Origin of the sequence: uncultured Fibrobacter sp. (assembly GCF_937877005.1) — a bacterium.
In the GTDB taxonomy this organism is placed as follows: Bacteria; Fibrobacterota; Fibrobacteria; order Fibrobacterales; family Fibrobacteraceae; genus Fibrobacter.
Window position 1 is genome coordinate 1 of the sequence record NZ_CALEFV010000049.1, and the last position, 21,547, is coordinate 21,547.

General features: G+C 50.8%; 15 protein-coding genes and 1 pseudogene. 8 read left to right on the plus strand and 8 right to left on the minus strand.

Annotated features, from left to right (window positions below; translation table 11 throughout):
* The 4 genes and pseudogenes from Q0628_RS02770 to Q0628_RS02785 form a co-directional block, all read left to right on the plus strand.
* Positions 1–486: pseudogene (locus Q0628_RS02770) on the plus strand (DNA primase); the annotation flags it as partial.
* Positions 486–1,691 carry a glycosyltransferase gene (locus tag Q0628_RS02775; protein ID WP_298768048.1) on the plus strand — a complete coding sequence of 402 codons (1,206 nt, stop codon included), beginning with the start codon at positions 486–488 and terminating at the stop codon, positions 1,689–1,691. The pseudogene Q0628_RS02770 and the gene Q0628_RS02775, both read left to right, overlap by 1 nt.
* The gene (locus tag Q0628_RS02780; RefSeq protein WP_298768050.1) at positions 1,688–2,005 is read left to right on the plus strand and encodes a Dabb family protein; all 318 of its coding nucleotides are present in this window, start codon (positions 1,688–1,690) and stop codon (positions 2,003–2,005) included. The genes Q0628_RS02775 and Q0628_RS02780 overlap by 4 nt, the downstream gene beginning before the upstream one ends.
* Positions 2,006–2,011: 6 nt before the next feature.
* Positions 2,012–4,012, plus strand: coding sequence for an LTA synthase family protein (locus Q0628_RS02785; protein ID WP_298768051.1), 2,001 nt, complete (start codon positions 2,012–2,014; stop codon positions 4,010–4,012).
* Positions 4,013–4,107: 95 nt separating this feature from the next.
* Here Q0628_RS02785 and Q0628_RS02790 read toward each other — a convergent pair whose 3' ends face one another.
* The 3 genes from Q0628_RS02790 to Q0628_RS02800 are packed head-to-tail and all read right to left on the minus strand — an operon-like array spanning position 4,108 to position 7,346.
* Positions 4,108–4,848, minus strand: a complete 741-nt coding sequence (locus Q0628_RS02790) for a YebC/PmpR family DNA-binding transcriptional regulator (RefSeq protein WP_298768053.1) — start codon at positions 4,846–4,848, stop codon at positions 4,108–4,110.
* Positions 4,849–4,890: 42 nt separating this feature from the next.
* On the minus strand, positions 4,891–5,709 hold the full coding sequence (locus Q0628_RS02795; RefSeq protein ID WP_298768054.1) for a hypothetical protein: 819 nt from the start codon (positions 5,707–5,709) through the stop codon (positions 4,891–4,893).
* Between the two features lie 23 nt (positions 5,710–5,732).
* On the minus strand, positions 5,733–7,346 hold the full coding sequence (locus Q0628_RS02800; RefSeq protein ID WP_072976861.1) for a phosphomannomutase: 1,614 nt from the start codon (positions 7,344–7,346) through the stop codon (positions 5,733–5,735).
* Positions 7,347–7,787: 441 nt separating this feature from the next.
* Here Q0628_RS02800 and dapA point away from each other — a divergent pair, with 441 nt between their 5' ends.
* Positions 7,788–8,744 (plus strand): 4-hydroxy-tetrahydrodipicolinate synthase, encoded by a 957-nt coding sequence (gene dapA, locus Q0628_RS02805; protein WP_298768055.1) that lies wholly within the window; start codon positions 7,788–7,790, stop codon positions 8,742–8,744.
* Positions 8,745–8,752: 8 nt separating this feature from the next.
* Complete coding sequence (locus tag Q0628_RS02810) at positions 8,753–9,451, plus strand: hypothetical protein (RefSeq protein ID WP_298768056.1); 699 nt, start codon at positions 8,753–8,755, stop codon at positions 9,449–9,451.
* 161 nt (positions 9,452–9,612) lie between these two features.
* On the opposite strand, the gene Q0628_RS02815 is transcribed toward Q0628_RS02810, so the two are convergent.
* The 3 genes from Q0628_RS02815 to Q0628_RS02825 form a co-directional block, all read right to left on the minus strand.
* Complete coding sequence (locus Q0628_RS02815; RefSeq protein ID WP_298768057.1) at positions 9,613–11,097, minus strand: DUF1846 domain-containing protein; 1,485 nt, start codon at positions 11,095–11,097, stop codon at positions 9,613–9,615.
* 78 nt (positions 11,098–11,175) lie between these two features.
* On the minus strand, positions 11,176–13,794 hold the full coding sequence (locus Q0628_RS02820; protein ID WP_298768058.1) for an MMPL family transporter: 2,619 nt from the start codon (positions 13,792–13,794) through the stop codon (positions 11,176–11,178).
* Positions 13,795–13,876: 82 nt separating this feature from the next.
* Entirely contained in the window at positions 13,877–15,844 is a 1,968-nt protein-coding gene (locus tag Q0628_RS02825) for a sulfatase-like hydrolase/transferase (protein WP_298768059.1), read from the minus strand.
* Between the two features lie 141 nt (positions 15,845–15,985).
* On the opposite strand from Q0628_RS02825, the gene Q0628_RS02830 reads away from it, so the two are divergent.
* Positions 15,986–17,923, plus strand: a complete 1,938-nt coding sequence (locus Q0628_RS02830) for a sulfatase-like hydrolase/transferase (RefSeq protein ID WP_298768060.1) — start codon at positions 15,986–15,988, stop codon at positions 17,921–17,923.
* Positions 17,920–19,329 carry a polysaccharide biosynthesis C-terminal domain-containing protein gene (locus Q0628_RS02835; RefSeq protein WP_298768061.1) on the plus strand — a complete coding sequence of 470 codons (1,410 nt, stop codon included), beginning with the start codon at positions 17,920–17,922 and terminating at the stop codon, positions 19,327–19,329. Before Q0628_RS02830 ends, Q0628_RS02835 begins: the two co-directional genes overlap by 4 nt.
* A 5-nt stretch (positions 19,330–19,334) precedes the next feature.
* On the opposite strand, the gene Q0628_RS02840 is transcribed toward Q0628_RS02835, so the two are convergent.
* Positions 19,335–20,522, minus strand: coding sequence for a glycosyltransferase (locus Q0628_RS02840; RefSeq protein ID WP_298768062.1), 1,188 nt, complete (start codon positions 20,520–20,522; stop codon positions 19,335–19,337).
* 2 nt (positions 20,523–20,524) lie between these two features.
* Entirely contained in the window at positions 20,525–21,547 is a 1,023-nt protein-coding gene (locus Q0628_RS02845; RefSeq protein ID WP_298768063.1) for a hypothetical protein, read from the minus strand.

Consider the following 21,547-nt stretch of genomic DNA (forward strand, 5'->3'; position numbering starts at 1 on the left):
GAGGCAACTCGCGAGCTCATGGGCTATGTACGTAGCAACCGTCTTGAAATCTGGGAAGACCAGCCGACCTTCGACAACAAGGAACTACTTGCGACACTGAAGGAAGAAGTTAAGGAGCATCCAAATCTAGTCGTCATCGTTGATGGCCTCGACCACTTGAAGGTCTCTGACCACGAAGATCTTTCCGACATTCACGAGCGTCGCTCTGCAGTCATCCTTGACCTGTACAAGGCGCTAGACATTCCGCTATTCCTTGGTGGAGAACTAATCGATTCCGAACAAGGCCTGATTGGTCCCAGGGCTTACCTGCGCGATTCTGACGCTATCTACTGGCTTGAATCCAAGGGCGGGAACCTGTTCCTGAATGTCGACTCCAAACGACTAGGCAACAATCAACTGTACCAAGGAACGCTTTCCATCGACGCCCTGTCCAACAGGATGCAGGAAGAGACAGCCGCTCCGGACGCTCCCGCACAGTATCTCTAATGTTCACGATCGTCGATTTCAATAACTTCTGGAGCCCCTCAGGAGGGGGCGTCCGTCGCTATCATTTGCAAAAAATGGCCTTTTACGAAAAGGCACGAGAAAGAGATCCAAACGATTCAGTTGTATCCGTATTCGTAATGCCGGATTCGAAGACTTTTACGGAAGTCCGCAGCGAAAGCCTCATTATCGAACATGTAGAAGCCTTCCGTTTTCCCGGAAAATGGGAATACCGCTTTATGTGGCACCCTTCCCAGATAAGACCCGTGCTCGAAAAGTACAAACCTCAAGTCATCGAAGTCGGTTCTCCCTACATACTACCAACCATCGTGCGACACGTAGCCCGCAAAATTGTGCCGGATGCAGTCCTCCTAAGTTTCTGGCACGCGGATTTTCCTGTGACCTATGTACAGCGTCCCATTGCAAACAAGTTCGGCAAGGCGCTCGGAGTTATCGGAAAGAAACTCGCATTCTGGTACGCAAGGCAGGAATTCAGGCATTATGACGGCATCCAAGTCTCATGCAACGAAGTATTGCAGCGTCTCGAACGTAACAGGCTTCCCCATTCGCACTGGATTCCGCTGGGCTGCGACATCGAAATGTTCTCGCCGCAAAAGCGCGATGAGGAACTGGTCAAAAAGCTGAAGGACGGCAACCCCGACAGGCTCACAATATTTTTTCCACATCGTTTCTGCGAAGAGAAGGGCATCGAACTCTTACTCGGAGCCTATCCGCTACTGACCGAGAAACTCGGCGCAGAACCGACGCTTGTTTTTGCAGGAACAGGGCCCTATCTGCCACAAGTCGAAGATGCCGTCAAGAAGTTTTCGCATGTGCAATACGCAGGATTCATCACTTCGATCGATGAAATGGCGCGACATTACGCAAGTGTCGACATCGGGCTAGCTCTTTCGGGCTGGGAAACCTTCGGGCTATCCATTCTTGAAAGCATGGCCTGCGGCAACGCACAGATCGGCGCCGCCACCGGCGCCGCGGCCGAACATGTCCGAAATTCCGAAGCCGGGTTCACGCTTGAAAACCGCACCCCGCAAGCACTCGCCGATGCCATCGTAAAACTTTACCACTCGGACCTTCGCCAAAAGAAGGCGAATGCGCGACAGTACGCCGAAAAATTCAGCTGGACCGACTGTTTCAAGCGGCAGCTCGATCTTTACAAGCAACTTGAAAAGCAAAAGAGGAAATCATGATTCGTCACATCGTATTCTGGAAATTGAAAACCGAAGCCGAAGGTGCTTCTGCCAAGGAAAACGGCCAAAAGATGGTCGACGCATTCCATGCACTCGCAGGAAAGATTCCTGGACTCCTGAGCATCGAATCGGGTCTCAATTTCAACAAGACTGAACTCGGAAACGGAGACATGGAATACGACATCGCCCTCGACACGACATTCCACACCAAGGCGGCTCTCGACATATACCAGAATCATCCCGAGCACCTGGCCATCGTTTCGTTCGTAAAAAAAGTCGTAACCGAACGCCGCGCCGTTGACTTTGAATTCTAGTACATAATGAAACAGAAACTCGCGAATTTGCTCAAGGCTCTCGGCCGAAACCTAGCGCCGCTTCAAAACCTAGTCCTGATATCACTCGCGGCATGGGCCATGCACATCGTCCTGCGGGTGTTGCTCCTGTTCCGTAGCAACCCGTACGGATTCCCGTTCGTATCGAAACCAGACTGGTTCATCTTCCATGCCATCTGCATTGACTTTCTGTGGATTTGCAATGCGCTCGCGATATTTTTGATCGTTGGTGGAATTCTCTACCGTTTTTCTTCGGGAAAAACGATAATCGTCAAGATGACGACCATTCTTTACGCGACATTCCATGGAGTGTTACTACCACTCACGCTTCTCGACAACGAAACGCAGAGATTTCTGGGCGGTCATCTGACCTTTGGTCTCGTGAATACCTATAAGGACACCTCTTCAATTATCGTATTCTACGACTATGTCGCCAACGACCTTTCCGTACCCTACCTGCAGTTCGTAATCCTTGTGGCAATGCTTCCGCTGACCTATGCATTCTACCGACTTTTATGCAAGTGGTACCGCCCGAACGAGGGTTTCTATTTGAGAAAGTCTGTTATTGTCATGGCAATCTTCTACATAGCCTCGTACTCGTTCATCTACTTTATCTGGACGGGAAATGCACGCATGACGAAGCTGCGCCCCGTCGTATCGCTTATCTACAATGATCTGTTCGCTGCAGAAAGAGTGGCCGGACTTTCGGACGCCGATTTTGGCGCCTACCGTCTTACCTATCAAAATCTATGGCAAAAGGTGCAAGGAGACTCGCTCTGGCAGTTCTCCGATTCCGAAGAAGGCAACAGGCTTCCGCTGTACCGCATACCGACGCAAGCATTGCTACAAAGCGAAAAACTAAAGGTCCAGCGCGAGAAAAAGCCCAATTTTATCCTTGTGCTCATGGAATCGCAACGCGGGCTCAACATAGGCTACATGAATCCGCTGATTCAGCCCTCGCCAACACCCTTCATGGACTCTCTAGCTGCACATTCTCATGTATGGACACGAATGCACACAAGCGGCGTGCCAACGACGGGCGGCGTACTTTCGACGCATCTCGGCATTCCTCACCACACTCGCCTTGCGCAAGCTACGGACCTGGCCCATGTGACATTGCCAAGCTTCGTGTCCGTTCTGACCGAAAACGGCTACAGCACGCACTATATGTCCGCCGCAGACCCCGCCTGGGACAATCTGGGCGTCTGGATGTCCAAATGGTACACAAAGCAGCATTACAGCCGCGAACGAGAAGACGACTCCACCTTCATGGACCACGCCATTGAATATGTTCGCGATACGCTTTCCAAAAATGGCAAGCCCTTCCTCGCGACACTCATGACACGTTCCAACCACTACCCGTTCAATTTTGCTGCAGGCATGACCGACGAACAGAAAGCCAAACCTCTACAGGAACGCATCAACGTGACAATGGGTTACGCCGACAGACAGCTCGCCCGTTTCATCCGCGCAGTTGAAAACGAAGACTGGTACAAGAACACCTATGTAATCGTGATGGCCGATCATGGATTTCCCCTTGGCGAGAACGGCGTTTCCACCATGAACGGAGGCGGTTTTTCAAATATCAGCTGGATTCCCTTCTTTATCCACGGCGAAGGGCTGGATTACTCGCTAGACACGACAACAGCCGCCCAGATGGACATCGCCCCCACGATACTTGAACTGGCCGGTTTCGCCGTTCCGAATATTTTCATGGGACATAACCTGCTACGCGAGGCAGATTCGACACAGGCTCCCCGCAAGGGCCTTTCCCTGGGCGCCTACTCCGGATATGCCGCTCTCGGAATGGACGGGAAACGCTTTGTCACGAAATACCCGAGCATGAACGAAACTTATCTATTTGCCGAAGGCGACCTGCACCAGGAAAAGGACATCTCCGCCGACTATCCAAGGGAGGCGGAGCGCCTGAAAACAATCATCGACACCCTGCTGAAAATTTCGGACTACAGCCTCGAAAAGGGACTATAGATAGTTCATTTCTTTAAATGGGAATAACCCCTTGATACAGAAAAACCGATTGCGGCAGGCAATCGGTTTTAATTTTTTAAGTCCTTCGGTTCGAACTACTCGTCCATGTCGGCTTCGTCGATTTCGGCGTTGTGATAAACATCCTGGACATCGTCGTGATCTTCGAACTTGTCGATAAGCTTCAGGAGCTTCTGGGCATCTTCGTGACCGAGCTTCACCGGGTCGTTAGCGACGTAGGTGATTTCGGCACTCATCATTTCGATACCAGCTGCTTCGAGAGCCTTGGAAACGGCGTCAAACGCTTCGGGGCTGGTGGAGATTTCATGCACGCCATCTTCGGTAGCCATATCTTCGGCACCGGCTTCGAGCACGAGGTCCATCACCTGGTCTTCCGGATACTTTTCAGCGTCAACAATAATCACACCCTTGTAGGTGAATGCCCAAGAAACGGAACCGGATTCGCCCATGGAGCCGTTGTTCTTGTTGAAGATGTTGCGGATTTCGGCAACAGTACGGACCTTGTTGTCGGTCAGGCACTGCACCATGATGGCAATGCCACCCGGGCCGCGTCCTTCGTACAGCGGTTCCGTCATTTCGGTACCGGAGTTGGCGCCCGTACCCTTGGCGATAGCGCTTTCAATGTTCTTGGTCGGAAGGCTCTGGCTCTTGGACTTGAGAATTGCAGCACGCAGACGCGGGTTCGCATCCGGGTTTCCGCCGCCAAGCTTAGCAGCAATGGAGATTTCCTTGATCAACTTGTTCCAAGCCTTGGCGCGAGCAACGTCAGTCTTGGCTTTCTTGCGTTTGGTGGTGGCCCATTTGGAGTGACCGGACATAGATTACCTCTAGTTGGATTTTTCGATATAATTAGAAATCTGCTATTTATACTTCAACTGGCAGCGACGGCGTTCCTTGACCGAGAGGCTAGGATCGTCACATTCATCGGCGGCAGAAGCCTTTTTCTTTTTCTTCTTTTTCTTTTTGGGAGAATCGTCGTCGTCATCATCAACACGGCGCTTACGCTTGTTGATAGTGCCGTCGTCATCATCCGAAATAGTCTTTGCCTTCTTCTTTTTCGGGGCAACTTCTTCGTCTGCCTCGACACGGCGCTTACGACTGGTAATAGTACCATCGTTATCGTCCAAAGACTTACCGCTCTTCTTCTGCAGAGCGCGAAGCTTCGCCTTGTCAAGCGGATCGGCGGAGGCCTTGGTAATGGCCTTCTCGTACTTGCCGCCCCAGACATTACCAATAAGGGATCCCGATTCAAGAGCATCCTTCAAGATACCCATAGCCCATTCATCATTGGCGGGCGGAAGCAACTTGAAGCGTAAGTTACGGATCTTGGTCGGTTCTTCCTCGAAATAGAGCATCATGTCGAAGAAGCCCACCTGATATTCCTTACCGTCGGAACCTGCCGCCGTAGAAGGAACATAAGCGAGCACGGCATAAACTTCTCCGTCGAAAAGCCCCGTAATCAATGCTTCCGGATCACCACCAGGAGCCTGGACTTCGCCATCGGCCTGGAAAGCCCACGGAGCGACATCCACCGTCATGCGGAACTTGTGATAGCCCTTTTCGACTTTTTTCAGCTTAAGAAGAGCCCCAGAAAAAGCCTGGAACTCGGGCTTAATCGAAGACTGCGCCGAACAAACGACAGCAAAAGCCAAAAAGAGAAAAGCGATAAGTTTTTTCATAGGAACCTCCCTTGAAAAGCTTATTAATTCTTGAAGAACAGAGCCTTGGCAGCCTCGAACATCGGGTCCTTTTCATCCGGGTTGCGGCATTCCGTATAGATACGAACCTTCGGTTCGGTACCGGACGGACGCACCAGCATCCAGGAGTCGTCGTCGAAAATAATCTTCACGCCGTCGAGCGTGAGGAGCTGCTTCACGGTCTTTTCGTTGTTACCGACCATGACCTTTGCACCCGGCTTCGCGATATCAGCGATAGCATTCACCTTGGCCTTAAGCGGTTCGCCAACGAGGGACTTATCCACTTCAAAACCCGAACGGGTCGGATAGAAGCGGCCGTATTCTTCGTACAGGGCGTCGAGGTATTCGCCGAGGTTCTTGCCCGTCACCGCCATGATTTCAAGAGCGATGAGGAGGCCGAACTGGGCATCCTTTTCGAGCGTGTTGTTGAGGCCCGAAATACCGTCAGATTCTTCGAACGCCACGAGAGCCTTCTGCTTCGCGTTGCGGGAAAGCCACGGGCGGAAGTTCTTGAAGCCCACCGGAGTTTCCATCACGGGCACGCCGAGCTTTTCGGCGATGATGTTCACAAAGTTGGAGGTCGCGACGGACTTGGCGACACAGCCCTGTTCCTTGCGCCAGGTAGCCATGTAATGGAAAGCGATAGCGCCGAACTGGTTCATGTCGATTTCGCGGGTGCCGTCATAGAAACGGATACGGTCGCCATCCGGGTCGAAGATGGCACCCAGGCGGAACCAGGACTTGCTTTCGTCCAACACCTTGCGAACCTTTTCGAGGTTCTTGCTGGACGGTTCCGGAGCGATACCGCCGAACAGGGAGTCGTCTTCGTTGCGGAGCGTAATGAGGCATTCCGGATTGTCGAGGAGAGCTGCCGGACGGCGACGGGTAGAACCGTGCACATGGTCGCAAACGAGGGTCAGGCGGCCCTTCTTGATGAAGTCCTTGATGCGGTCGAACTTGATGGTGCCCTGCTTGACCAGGAATTCCTTGTAAATCTTGAGGGAGTCGATGATTTCCCAGTCAACCTTGCCTACCGGTTCAAACTTCCAGGTGGCCATCATTTCGTTGCTGAGCTTGGTAATCACATTCGTGATTTCCGGACCGGCAGGACCGCCATCGGCCGGATTGAACTTGATGCCGTTGTAATGGCTCGGGTTGTGGCTCGGAGTCATGTTGATGGAGCAAGCGGCACCGAGCATCTCGATGCAGGCGCTGAATTCCGGAGTCGGCATTTCGCCACCGTAGTAGACCTTCACGCCGGCCTTCGCAAACTGGTCAGCCACGGCTTCGCAGAACTCGTGACCGAGCAGGCGGTTATCGTGGCCCACGACCACGCCGCGCTTCTGGAGTTCGGCAAAGTCCTTCACGCCGAGAGCTTCAAAAAGTTCAGGAGTTGCTTCCTTATAGAGGCGGACGATTGCCGCACCCACCACCTGGAGGTTGCGGAGCGTAAATTCGGAACCGATTTCGCCACGCCAGCCAGAAGTACCAAAGCTCACCTTGGCGGGCTCCTGGGAGGTCAGTGCGACCTGCTTTACCTGTTCGACCAGGCCCATATCGGTAGCCGGGTTGAATTCGGGGGACTGAATCTTTTTCCAAATCTGCGTAATGTTTTCCATAACGGTTCCTTTTAAGTTTTAACGCGGAAAATTTAGAAAAAAGACGATAGACGATAGACGATTGACGATAGAAAAAGAGGCGTGAGACGAGTTTTTTGAGGATTTAAAGGGGGAACACACCCCGTAAACGCCCCCACAAAATCACATTACAGATTTTGTTAAATTACGGATGTGAATCATTTTTTATACAAAGTATTCTTTTCCTTGATTTTCCTCTCAACATTCTGTTTTGCCCAAAACAAGCCCCCAGTAAAACAGGAAGTCGATTTTGCCGCCTACTATAAACAACTGTACCAGTACAATCTGAACAAGTAGCCCCAATTATAGACCCGATAAACAAAACTTACGGCGGAGCATTTGCTCTAAATTTCTGAAATAACCACAACAATTTACGGCCTACTGCCTACTGCCTATTGCCTACTTTTATATATTTTAGGCACTATGCAGATTACTAACGCTTCTCAACTTACTGGTGTTTTCCCCGCGTTGTTCACCCCGCTGATGGACGACGATCCCAAGTGTCTCCGCAACTCCGTCGACTACAAGAAGATGGAGCATATGATTGACGACCTTATCGCTTCTGGCGTTTCCGGCATTCTCCCCGTGGGTACCACGGGCCAGAGTGCGACGGTCACCCACAAGCAGCACCTCGACATCATCAAGTTCACGCTGGACTACGTGGACGGCCGCGTGCCCGTGATTGCAGGTGCCGGCAGCAACTGCACCCGCGAATCCGTCGAGATGATCGAAGAAGTCCTGAAGATTGCGGAAGTCCCGGTCCTCTGCGTCACGGGTTACTACAACAACCCCTCGCAGGAAGGCATCGAGAAGCACTTCAAGACGCTCAGCTCCGAAACGGGCGCAAAGATTATCATCTACAACGTGCCAGGCCGTACCGCAAGCTACGTCCACCCCGACACCCTCATCGCCCTTTCCGAAGACAAGAACATCATCGGACTCAAGCAGGCGGTCGATTTCCGCATCGGCGAAAAGTTCCACGAAGACACCATGCGCGTCATCAAGGAAACGAAGGGCAAGGACTTCGCCGTCATGAGCGGTGAAGACGGTCTCTTCGCAGACTTACTCGAAATGGGCGGCACGGGCCTCGTGAGCGCAACGGCGAACATCCCCGAAGCGGCCAAGATTTTCGTGGACCTGTACAAGGCTTTCCAGAAGGGCGAATTCCAGAAGTGCGACGACCTGCAGGACGCCGCCCGCGACTACGTAGAAGCGACCTTCTGCCGCAAGAACCCTATTCCTCTGGGAACCATGTTCAACAGCCCGCTCTTCCAGCCGATGACCAGCGTCAAGGATACCGCCCGCGGTGACGAAGCCGTGGCCCGCATCATGAAGCTCATCAATGAAAAGGCTGAGAGCCTGAAGAAGTATCACGTATAGGAGGCCCCATGGCAAAGACTCAGAAATCCATCAGTGACGAAATCTGCGACTACCTCAAGAAGCAGAAGCTCTCCCCCATTCCCGTTCAGACCTTGAACGAAGACATGGAAACCACCCGCTATTTCGGCGGCGACCTCAAGGAATTCATCGCCGCAGCCAAGACGCTCGGCGCCAAGGGAATCTTTGTCGAAACCCTGTACCTTGAAGAAGACGAATTCTACTACGACAGCGGCATGGACGACGAAGAATACATGGCGCTATACGGCAACGACGAATGCTGCAGCGGCCAGTGCAAGTGCGGCAAGTGCGAAGGCAAAAAGTCTAAGAAGGCCAAGGACGACGACAGCGATGTCGACGGAGTTTATTTTGAACCCGAAGATCTCGATGGTCTCGACCTCACACTCCTCAAGCCGCAGATGGCCAAGTACCTCGACCGCGTGGGCGAAGCCTGCGGCGCGCGCCTCACCGTTCCCGGGGTCGACCACCTCGAAGTGGAAATCTTCGCCGACTGGTACGATGACTTCGCAGAACTCGTGGACGAAGCCTCCGAAGCAATCGAAATCGACCCGACTGACGCACTCCGCCAAGCTCAGGCTATCTTCGAAGCCGAAGAAGCCGAGCTCGCCAAGGCCGAAGACAAGAGCGTGAAGAAGATTGCGGTACACCCCCCGAAATCTTCTAGCAAGAAGGCTTCCAAGAAGAAGTAATTCTTCCACGAAAAAAAGTCATTGCATACAAGTGAAAAAGTCGCGACATAATCGCGACTTTTTTCATGTTACAACATTTTTCTAGGATATTGGATAGCGAGTATAGCGCGACGCTGTATAAATAATACAGCGAGTGGGCCGAGAACGAAGCTAGACGAAGCTTAGCCGTGGTATAATTTACTTGACTGATACGCCGGTTCCGTAGTCAGGTTCACACCCAGACGACGGAAAACACCCACATCAACCTGCGAAAGAATCACGCTAGAATGCACTTCGCAGTGGCGGAGTTCCGGCAATTTTTCAAGTGCAATCTTTGCGTTGTAATCGGTCAGGGCGCAAACAGAGAGCGCCACCAGGACTTCGTCCATGTGCAAGCGGGGGTTCTTGTGACCAAGCTGTTTCGTCTTGAGGCTCTGAATCGGTTCAATCACCATCGGAGACAACAGGCGAACTTCATCGGGGATGCCCGCCAAGTGCTTCAGGGCGTCGAGCAACATGGCTGAAGAGGCTCCTAGCAAAGATGATGTCTTTGCAGAAATGATCACACCATCATTCAGCTGAATGGCTACCGCCGGACCATTAGTCAGTTCCGCCTTCTGAACCGCAGCAGCAATCACCGGGCGGTCCGCCGTACTGATCTGGGCCTGTTCCATGATCAATTCTTGTTTATAAATTTGTTCCTTATCCGCATTGCCCTTACGAACATCGCAAAGCGTATTATAGTAGCGGCGAATTATTTCCTGCTTGGCCGCTTCGCAAACAGCATCGTCGTCAATGATGCAGTTCCCCGCCATGTTCACGCCCATATCCGTCGGAGACTTGTATGGAGATTCGCCCAGAATACGGGTAAAGAGAGCATTCAAAACAGGGAAGATTTCCACATCGCGGTTATAGTTGATTGTCGTCTTGCCGTAAGCTTCCAAATGGAACGGGTCTATCATGTTGACATCGTTCAGGTCTGCCGTGGCAGCTTCATAAGCAAGATTCACCGGGTGCTTAAGCGGAATATTCCAGATGGGGAAAGTTTCAAACTTGGCATAACCGGCCTTTACGCCGCGCTTGTTTTCATGGTAAATCTGAGAAAGACATACGGCCATCTTTCCACTTCCGGGCCCCGGAGCCGTCACGACCACGAGTTCTCGGGATGTCTCGACAAATTCATTCTTACCGTAACCGTCATCGCTCACGACCAACGGTATGTTGCTTGGATAACCCGCAATCGGATAATGACGATAGACTTTCAGACCTAAACCTTCAAGTTTTTTCTGATAGGCAATCGCACTCGGCTGTTCTTGCCAGCGGGTCAGCACAACGCTGCTCACATAAAGGCCATAGCCTCTGAAAGCATCGATCAATCGAAGCACATCCATGTCATAGGTGATTCCAAGATCACCGCGAACCTTGTTCTTTTCGATATCGCCAGCATTGATGGCGATAATCACCTCGGCCTTGTCCTTGAGCTTTTCGAGCATACGAATCTTACTGTCAGGAGCAAAACCCGGCAATACGCGTGATGCGTGATGATCGTCGAAAAGTTTTCCGCCAAATTCCAGATAAAGTTTTCCGCCGAACTTCGCAATGCGCTCGGCAATCTTTTCGGACTGCGTCTTGAGGTACGCGTCGTTATCAAAACCAACTTTAAACATCCTTTCTAGCCTTGTCTATAAAATTATCCGCCCAAAAATAAAAAAGATTCCGATTGGCAGTCCGCCTTTGCGGCAAATCTATTCCTTCTTCTTGAGCCAGGATCCGCACAGATACATGGTAAAAATGATACTTGTCACAAGAAACATCGCAATACCAATACAGGCCAGATCACCGATGCCCTTGAGACCGCGGTGAGTCGTAAAGAGGAATCCGACAAAACCTGCTATGGTAGTCGTGGAACTCGCCATCACGTTACGTCCAGTTGTATCCATCAACTGACGGAGAGTCATGTTCTTGTCGCTTATCCACGAGGTAATCATGTGGATGGTTGCATCGATACCTATACCGAGTGTCATCGGAATCACAATCACGTTGTAGATACTGATTTTTCCGAACTCGAACATATCGGTAAGGAAACCAAGGAGACCGAGCGTCAAAAGCGTTCCCATGCCGAACGAGATGCTCCCTGCAAGGAAGAGTTTCGGTTTGCGGAAAGAAATCACCAGCGTGCCAAAAATCACGAGGATTATCACGAGAGCCAGTCTAAAGCTATCCTTCTTCACGGAGTCTATCACATCGGAGAGGATAAACTGCGACGAGAAAGTACGAAGATTTTCTCCATCGAAATTCCAATGTCCATAACGTTCCTGGAAACGATGCAAGGCTTTTGCATCCCAGCTGGGGAAATCTCCGTAAATAAAGCCAATCTTTCCATAACTGCCATCCTTTTCACGAAGCAGGTCCAGAGTCCAGCTCGGAACATCTTCGGCGGTAAAGGTTTTTTCAACAGCCGAAAGCTTGCGCAAGTTCTGCACGTTAACGGAATCATCTCCCGTAGCACGGTCAAAGACGCGGGCTTCGGCGAGTTCACGGATTTCCTCGATTACTTCGAGACGCAATTTCTGCGAGTCCTGCGGCGGCACGAAGCTCTTTAGCGTGAGAAAACTTCCGAGCGTCGAATCCTTTTCCACATGCAAGCGCACCATGAGCGTATCGTAAAGCTTGTCCAGCTGTTCGGGTTTAGAGCCCATCACGGCAGCCGGTGTCGAAGTCACGGCCTTGCCTGTCGCACGCGTCACCTTAGTAGAAATCTTGTTGTCGGCCACCTTGGTCGCTGTCGAAACGCGGCGCAAGTTGCGCAAATTATGTTCAAAATCAACATCCTGGGCAAACCAGAGAGAAACAGCACCCAAGGCAAAACCCGCAAAGGCGACATACTTGAAGAACTTGAGAATTTGAGCGTCATCCCAGGACTTAGGCAGCAAGGTGTTGTCGGGAGCCTTGGGAATGCCACCCATGCACTTCACGAGCACAGGAAGGAACAGCACCGAGGTCAACATACTGAACAGCACACCCATTGATGCCACAACGCCAAACTCGTAGAAACCGCGGAAATGCGCAGCCAAAAGCGTAAGGAACGCGGCAATCGTCGTAAAGCTCGCTAGAATAAAAGGCTTGAGCATCTTGCGTTGCGCAGTCTCGAGAACCTCTTCGAGCGTAGCACACTTGTTCAAAAGCTTTTGCGAGGTTCCCAAAATGTGGATTGAATAGTCAATTCCGATACCGAGAATAATCGACGCCACAAACACTGTGAACGGATTCAACTTTCCGTAGAAAAGAGCCGTAAAGGCTAGCGTCGGAAGACAGGCATACAGAACCGAAGCCGTCACAAGAATAGGCCCCTTGACGCTCCTGAAGAAGAATATCGTAAGAAAGATTATCAATACAAGGCTAATGGCAAAGGAGAATACGGAATCATTTGCGACTTCATCGACTTCCTTGAGGCCTTCATAGGTTCCTTCCACCGTAAAGCGGGTCGGTACAGGATAGGTCTTGGAACTAAAATAGGCAAGCAGAGAATCGGTGCGAGCTAGAATGTGGGTCACGAATTCGTAATCGGTTGATGGCTTGACGAGTTTTGCATTCACCACTCCATTGAAAAGAATCTTTCCTGTACTGTCTGGACGCGGAGAACCTATCAGGCGGTTCTTGAGTTCGGAAGGGATCGTCGATTTCGGGTTCCATTCTTCGGCCTCAGAAGCAGCAATGGCATTCGTCGAATCGGTCTTATCTTTCTTGAAAAACGCGGCAAAGGCGCTCACGGCCTCGTCAGGCAAGCCAAGTTCCTGAGGCAAATTCTCGTCGAACCAGATGCGTTCCTTTTTTGCCGTATCCGACGCAGTCGCTGCAGAGCCATCCGTTGAATCACCCAACAAATCGACGACCAACGGTCCATTCTTGCGGCCAATTTCAAGCTGTAAATCCTCGAGGTTGTCACGGAGGTTCTCCAAGTGTTTGACCGGTAAATAAAGGAGCGCATTGTCCTTGAAGAACTGGTTGTCGTTATCAACCTGAGTTGAAACATAGTCCCCTTCCCAATTCTTATGAATATAGGCGGCAATAGAATCCTGAAGGGCAACCACCAGGTTCACATCTTCACTCTGGATGGCAATCATGAACTTATCTGTAGAACCAAATCGCAGATAGGATTCTTCCAAAGCCTTCACGCTCGGCGTATCTTCGGGAAGCAAGTGAGAAAGATCCGCATCTAGCTTGAGCCCTGGCTTGAAAAGAATAGGAATGGCGCATAGAATCGCCAAGACCAAATAAAAGGCCAAAGCCTTGTACTGGTGTCTACAGATAAGAGGAATATACCAATTCGAGAAGCGTTCTATCAGATTTTTTTTCGTAACCATGGAAGCCAATATAAAAAAAATAGTCCGCTTTCTCTATCAAAAACGGACAAACAAGCCAAACTAACCGACAAACGGAACAATGTTAAGGCATCATGACATCATTGCGTAGTACGGAGCGTACAATTCGGGCGGCCCCCACTGCCTTCTCTTTCCAGGAAAGATCTGTCGAATCGGTCGTGATGCTATAAGGGCTCTCGCCACCGGATGATGCACGGTAAACATCCTCGTTTTCAAGACCGCCAGTCAGCACGTGGTCGCGAAAACCTAGGTAATAGGCATTCTGCGAAAAGAATACCGAAGGCTGTTCAGCAGGGCGTTCTTCCGTCAGCAGGTCATAGCCCCAGAAATGATTCGGTTCACGAACATTCGCCAAGTCAAAAATCGTCGGTCCAAGATCTAGCTGAGATGCGACATCTTCGCGGATCATGAGCCCCTTGAACAAGGCTGTATCTGCAGAAAATATGCCGATAAAAATCTGCGAGGCCGAAAGGCCCAAGGGCTGCGGCACCCGGTAATCCACGGAATCCACTGGCGTATCATGATCGCCCAAGACAAAAATCACAGTATTTTCAAAATCGGAACGAACCGAAAGCGAATCCAGGAAGCGGCCGAGTTGTGTGTCGGTATAGCGAATGGCGTTCCTGTAACGCACCATCGCATCGTCAGGTTGTTCGGCAAAGGCGACCGGATAATTATAGAACGGAATGTGCGACGCAATCGTATTGAAAGCAAGCAGCCAAGGCTTGTCTGTCGGCTGGGATTTTAGCAGTTTCAAGGCTGCGTCAACGCCGAGACTATCGACAGTTCCTTCCACCGTTTCTTCGGCAGGCAAATGCCATTCCTTGCCAAAAAACTTTTCAACAAAAGGCAAGGTATGGTCAAAAATCGGATTTGAGACCGTCATGTACTTTTTGGAATATCCCTCCAAAAATTCCGGATATCCCTTGAATTTATTGGCCGCATAGAAACTAGGCACATCCCGATTCGGATGAGACGGAAAGCCCAAGTATGTCGACATGGTTCCACGAACCGTCGGATACCCTCCACTATAGGCATGCTTAAACCAAAGTCCACCACCAAGCGTATTGCCAGCGGAATCCTTGGCAAAGTAACCGCCCGTTGCCAGTTTCCAGATATTCGGAGCAAGAAGCGTATCGCCAGAAAGCATGCGGTTGAAAATACGGCCCTTGAAGGACTCGCCCATGATGAATACGATATTGTATGGTCTATGAGCCTTGTATTCCTGCATCGGGGCACTACGATACATGGGATATTGCATCGTATTCGGACGATTTTTTACGAAGCTTTCGGGCAAGAAGGCATCCAGGTCACGGACAAGTTCCTCGGTAATTTTTGCATTATCGTGGAAAAATTCGAACGTTTCCACGGCCGCAATATGCAAAACCGGAGCCGTCAGCGTATGTTTTCCAAGCGTAAAGCGCATATCGACTTTCGTATGCGTTACGGGGATTTCGATCCATCCGCGCGTTCCTGTCAAAAACAGCACGAGTGGCGTAATAGAAAGAGCCATGCCCACCGCAAACATGATTACCGGAACTTTCTTAGAAGCAGGGCGCCATGCGCGATCACGATTGTCAAGAACTAAAAGATTTCGCATCTTGTGCAGACGCCATGTATAAAGGACCACGTAAACGGCAGCTGCGCCAAGGCATCCAAATACGACAACCAGCCAGGAAATGGTTCCTACAAGGTCGCCACCGAGTGTTGAAACCGTGGTCGCATCGGTAATATTTGAAATGTGAAAATAGGTACGCAGAAAAGAATACGAAAGACGCTGGTGCGAAAAACGGAACACGTCATAATCCGCCGCCGCCACGAAAAAGTAAAGCGCATAGAATACGGCAAGTCCGCGAGGTGCACGGGCAAAGCCGAAAAGGGCGGCCATCACAAGGATTGCGCCATAGGCCATGAAAACTTGCCAAAGAGTCTTTCCTTCAAACATTTCTGCCATTGAAAGACCCAAGGGATCCGGGAGGCAATAAAACAAGACCAGCATGACAGTCTGCACGATGACAGCAATTAATGCCATGCAGAGGTAGGGACTGCATTTACTCAGAAACGACTTTAGAAACATTACTCATCCTTTTGTCCTATCCAAAAATAAAAAAAGTTATGACATTCTCCCACAAGATATCTATATTTGGCAGCGTTAAAAAGGAGAGAGATTCTAATGTTCCGTTGGTACTGGTTATGGTATGGTCTGATTTTGGTCGCAGGCCGTTTTTCGCTACTTCTATCACTCTATTGCCTAAAAACACCTTATGGCGGAGTCTTTGTCGACCGTATTGACAAATTTCTGTGGCACACACTTTATGTGGAATCTGGCGTATGCATGGCTTTGGCAACCTGTTTTTACGCCATATCTTTTTTCGTCCGCGGCAAGGGTGTCCAAATTTTAAAGGCCATTTCAATTATCCTCGGCTCACTCTATCTTATTCTTGCCGGAACCGATGACGAAATCATGCGCTGGATGAGCCAGAAGCTATCCTTCTCGTTTATCAGCACCTACATTCTGGCGTTTTCCGACACCGAACTCGCCTCGAACATTTTCTGGGGTGACGCCTCCCACTTTTTACTGACTGTCGGTATCGTAGTCTTTTTTACGGCCGCACTTGTCTTCTTTACGCTCAAAAAGAAACAGAACATCTTTTTTGCCACTCCCTACAAGAAAAACATCTTGTCTCTGAGCATCATGTTTATCCTCGCCGTCGTCGGCTGCACCTCGTTCTGGTGGTACAATCCTGTATCGCGCAGGCAAGTACGCATCAAGCCCGTCATCTACAGCTTTACAGACAACTTCCTTGAAATTCTCAAGACAAGGAATCCTCCTGTCGACTATCGCGAAGGAGTCATCGCACTCCGCGGAAATCCCGATCAGGAATACCCCTTCTGGAAAGAAGCGAATAACGAAAAAGCCTCTCTCGATGCATTCAAGGCCAAGACTCTTGAAGAAAAGCCGGACATCATCCTTTTCACCATAGAAAGTCTGCGAGGCTGGACCAACGACATGCGCGTTGAAGAAAACTGCAAGCGCGCGCCGCACCTTTGCGAACTCGTCAAAAACAGCCTCTACTTTCCCTATGCCTACAGCGTTGGTTCTCCCTCTATTGAAGGTCTACTCGGCATCATGGAAGGCGTCTTGAGCCTTCCTCATCATGTGTTGCTCAACAGCTATCCCAACACACAGATGCGATCCATTTCTGAAATTCTTCGCGACGCCAATTACCATACCGAGGTTCTTATCGGTTCAGACCCGTATTTCGACAACGGAATGGTCTGGTTCCAAAAGTGGTTTGATTACGTAGAATACAACCCCGAGAATCACAGTGATGTCGCCATGGCCCACCGCTTTATTGAGCACTATAAAACACGACCCAAGGACAAGCCGCTATTCTATCATTGGATGAGTTGCAGCATGCATATCCCGTTTGACCTTCCCGAAGATATGGGACCAAAACCGGACGACATTGACGAAGCCTATCTCCGTGCCGTAGCCTATATGGATAGCGCACTCGGCATCATCATGGACGAAGTTGCAAAGGGGCCAAGAGCAAACAATACCTTGTTTATCTTAACCGGAGACCATTCCCTCCCCACTAGTGAGCAAATGCCTACCGTAGAAAAGGTTGGCCAGGCTTCCGATGCCTTTACCTGGGTTTCGCTCCTATTTGCAGGCCCCGGCATCGAGCCCCGCACAGACACGCGCCCGGTCTCTCAAGGAGACATCGCGCCATCGATTATCGGCTACCTTGACCTAGATGTATCGAACCACTTCATGGGAACGAACCTGCTTCAATGCAAGGATTCCAGCTGCACCATGGAACTTCCTCCGGTCTATTCCTTCCGCGGCGGCGACATGGCTCTGCGTAACGACTCGCTCACGTTCCTGCTCCCGAATGTCGAAGGCAAGGACCCGGCACTCGTTTTAAAGAAAGACCATGAACCGACCTGGAATACGGCTAGTCCCGTTGAAGGATTCGTGAACGAGCAACCAACCGAAATAAGCCGCGAAGAAATACTCAAGACGACAGCTACCATGCGAGCCATTTCAAACACTTGGAAGTATATAGTCTACAGAAACAAGCTTATGCCGACCAAAGAACAATGAATAATCTCGAATCCGATAGCAAATTCCTAAAGAAAGGAGCCCTTTTCAACATCCTGGGGACTGCGCTTAAAATATGCGGGCCGCTATTGACGGTGGTACTCGCACGTATTTTCGGCGCGAACGAGTTCGGTATTTTCGTTTCGACGCAAGCTTTGCTGCTAACCATTTCCAGGGCCTCCACTATCGGACTAGATCGAGGACTGCACTGGTACCTCCCCCAGAACAAGCTCCACAACCGCCCTCCACATCAGGGCATCATGGAATCGTTCTGGGTAACCATCGCCATTTCGCTGTTTATCACGCTTATCATTTTTGCAGGATCATTCACGGATTTCGTTTCGGACGAACTCCCCTACTATGCCCTTTCCCTAGTATTCTACTCCGGCACCTTTGTTCTGAGCAATTCCTCCGAAGGCAACCGCAAGCCATGGTATGCCATCCTGATCAACGACTTTCTCGTAGCCGTACTTTCTCCGGGGGCATCGATCATTCTACATTTCTGCGACATTCCACACGCACTCCCCTTCGGCCTGCTGCTTGGCCAAATGGGCGGATTCATCATGCATTCGCTAGTGATCCGTTCCCAGTTCAAGGACATGCCCCTCATTCCCAAGAAAAGAATTGAGAAAGAACTGGTGCTCTACTCTCTGCCTATCGGATTCAATGTTCTGACAGGAAACCTGCTGATGCGTTCAACCCTATGGATGGTTCTCTTCTTCCTAGGAGCCGAAGCTGCCGGCGTCTATGCGCTCATGACGACACTTGCAAACGGACTACAGACCATCCGAAACGGGTTCAACCCCATTCTGATTCCGGTCGTTTCTGAAATGAACGAGGAACGCCTCAAAACAGACATCAAGCCAGTCTATTCCTACTGTGTCTCTATGGCGACCATGATCCAGATTGTCATCGGATTCTTCATCGTACTTTTCCCCGCCGAAATCATGTCGATTGCCGGCAAAAGCTTCGTGATGCAACCCAAAGCACTCGGAATACTTCTCTTCTTCCAGCTAATTGCAACTTTTTTTGGCATGGTCAATACGATTATCGACGGTATCGGCAAGAGCATCGTGAACCTGAAGGTGAGCTTACTTGCATTGGTACTTTCGCTATTATTTGGGTTCCTGCTGATTCCGCCATTTGAACTTGTCGGAGCGGCGCTTTCCATGTTTATCTACGGGCTTGCTTCCGCAATCTGTTATAATGTCTATCTGCTGCGCCGAAAAATGCAGCCTTACTCTCGCAAGCTATGGGTAGAATTCGTCTGGATTCTGGCCCTTATCGGGCTTTACATTTTCGTCAACATTGACGGTGTCCAGCTGGAAATGTGGCACAAAATTGCCATCTACGTAGCAACGTTGCTGATACTGGGTGCACAGTACCTCTTCTACAAACGGAAATTCTAGGAACCCTAGATTTTCATGATAAAATTTACAGCGTATTCCAGATCCTCGACCTGACGCGCGTGGACCTGCGCGTAACGCTTGGGCGCGCGCTGTGCAAAATCCGCATAGATGCGGGCGTCGAGCAGTTGTACCAGGCGGTTCTTGATTTCGCTTACGGAATACGGGTCAAAGTACAGCACCGCATCACCACAGACCTCGGGAATCGAAGTCGTACCGCTTGCGGCCACAGGCACGCCGTAGCGCATGGACTGCACCGGCGGGTAGCCAAAGCCTTCGTTCAGGCTCGGGAATACAAAAGCGTAGGCGTTCTGGTGCAAGAATTCCAGTTCCTTGCTTTCCACATAGCCGAGCAAGACAAAGCGGTCTTTATGCTTGAGATGGCGCAGGTAGGCACGCGCATTCGTAGCGCCGGTAATGACCATCTTGTAGTCAAACGATTTGCCCTGCGATTCATACATGCCCACCAGTTCATCGAACGCGCGGGCGGCGCGCAGGTTGTTCTTTTCCCAGCGGGCTCCGCTCGTAAGCAAGAAGTATTTTTTCGCAGTAACACCCGGCGGCAGGAAACCTTCGGGCTCATATGACCTCATGGGGCTGTAGAACACGGGAATTTCCAAATCCATGAGTTCCGGGAAGAACGCCTTGATGGAGGCGCGGCTGTGTTCGCTCACCGTGATGGCTCGGACCTTGCGACCCTCCGGACCTGAAGTCAGCGACTCCGCCATGCGGGTCGCGAGTGCCTGATACTTGGGCTTGTAGAAATACTTTTTCCAGCTTTCGCGGTAACGCACCAGCGCTTCGAACTTCTGTCCGAGCTTTTTGGCGAAACCGACGCCGGCCCAGCTGTACTGCATTTCGAGTGCACGCACGCCATGCCAGGTAAACACAAAATCCTTGACATCAACATCCCACTTTTTTTCAAGGGAATAAAGCGGCGTGTAGAAGGTATCAATCTGGTTTTCGTCGACAATCTGCTGCGGAGTTTTTTCGTTGATATCGAATAGCGGAATGTTCTGCGTTTTGCACGCATCGAGAATCATAGGGTCCAGATACTTGCGGCTATCGTAAGCGCAGCTGAATTGCACGCCGCGCTTGACCAGCGCCCAGAAAATCACTTCGCCGTAAGAGCCTCCGCCGTGGAACTTGGCGCTATGAATCGGCTGTACCGCAACCAGATTGAAAAGCAGGTTCATCGTTACCTCCCGAGGATTTTTCCGAGCACTCTCAAGGGGAACACGAGGAACGGCATCTTCTTGTAAATCCAGGCGAGCGACTTGGCGAAGGCGTAGCTGCGGATAATGTAGGCGCCTGCTGCCCCCACCTTGCGGGTCTGGAATTCAAATTCTTCCTTGGCGTGGGCAATCACGTCGTCATAATACTCGTTGATGGTAATGCTCTTGTCGGCATTGACCTTCACCGGAATGTTCTTCAGGTCGGTGTAGAAGTCCTTGCGCAAAATCTTGGGCAAGAACAGGTCCATGCTGGCGGGTACCTTGTGACCGCGGGTATCGATGATTCGCGAACCGAAGAAATGCAGCACCTTCGCTGTTGGGAGAAAGCGGTTGCCGTAAGCCAGCTGGCAGTTCCAGCCACCGGGCATTTTCTGGGTAATGTAATTAAACTTGAAATTCGTCTCGGCGAGGCTCGCCATGTCGTAGGGGAAGTTCTTGGACACGCAATAGAGCCACAGTTCGTGCCAGGTCTCAAAAAACTTGCGGGCTTCGGGAGTGTCTGCCGCAAACATCACGCCCCCGTTAAAGATTTCGTCGTTCAGAATCGGCGAGAAGCCCATCATCTTCGCGTTGTTCAAGACCTTCTTGCGGTTGATCGCCTTCGAGAGATTCGTGTGAAAGTCGAGCACCGCGTAAATTCCGCCTTTCCATTCTTCAGGAATCGAAAGGTCACCCACAATCGCAATGTCGGAATCCATGTACAGGAAATCGCCGTCAACCACATTGCGCATGACCGTCTTGAGGTAGCGGGAACGCAGCATGGGCGTGAACTTTTCGTCGAGGGTCAAAACCTTCAACTCATCCACAGCGTCCTTCAAAACTGCGCGGGGACCGACCAAAGTTTCCGCCGTCTTGTCGTCGGTCAGGAGCGTCACAAAGGCGCCCGGGTTATGCACTCGCAAAGAGGCGATGGCTACCAGCGTCTGTTCACAGAAAAAATCCTTCGGGGAACTGGTCAGGACAAAAAGATACTTGACTGAGGGCAT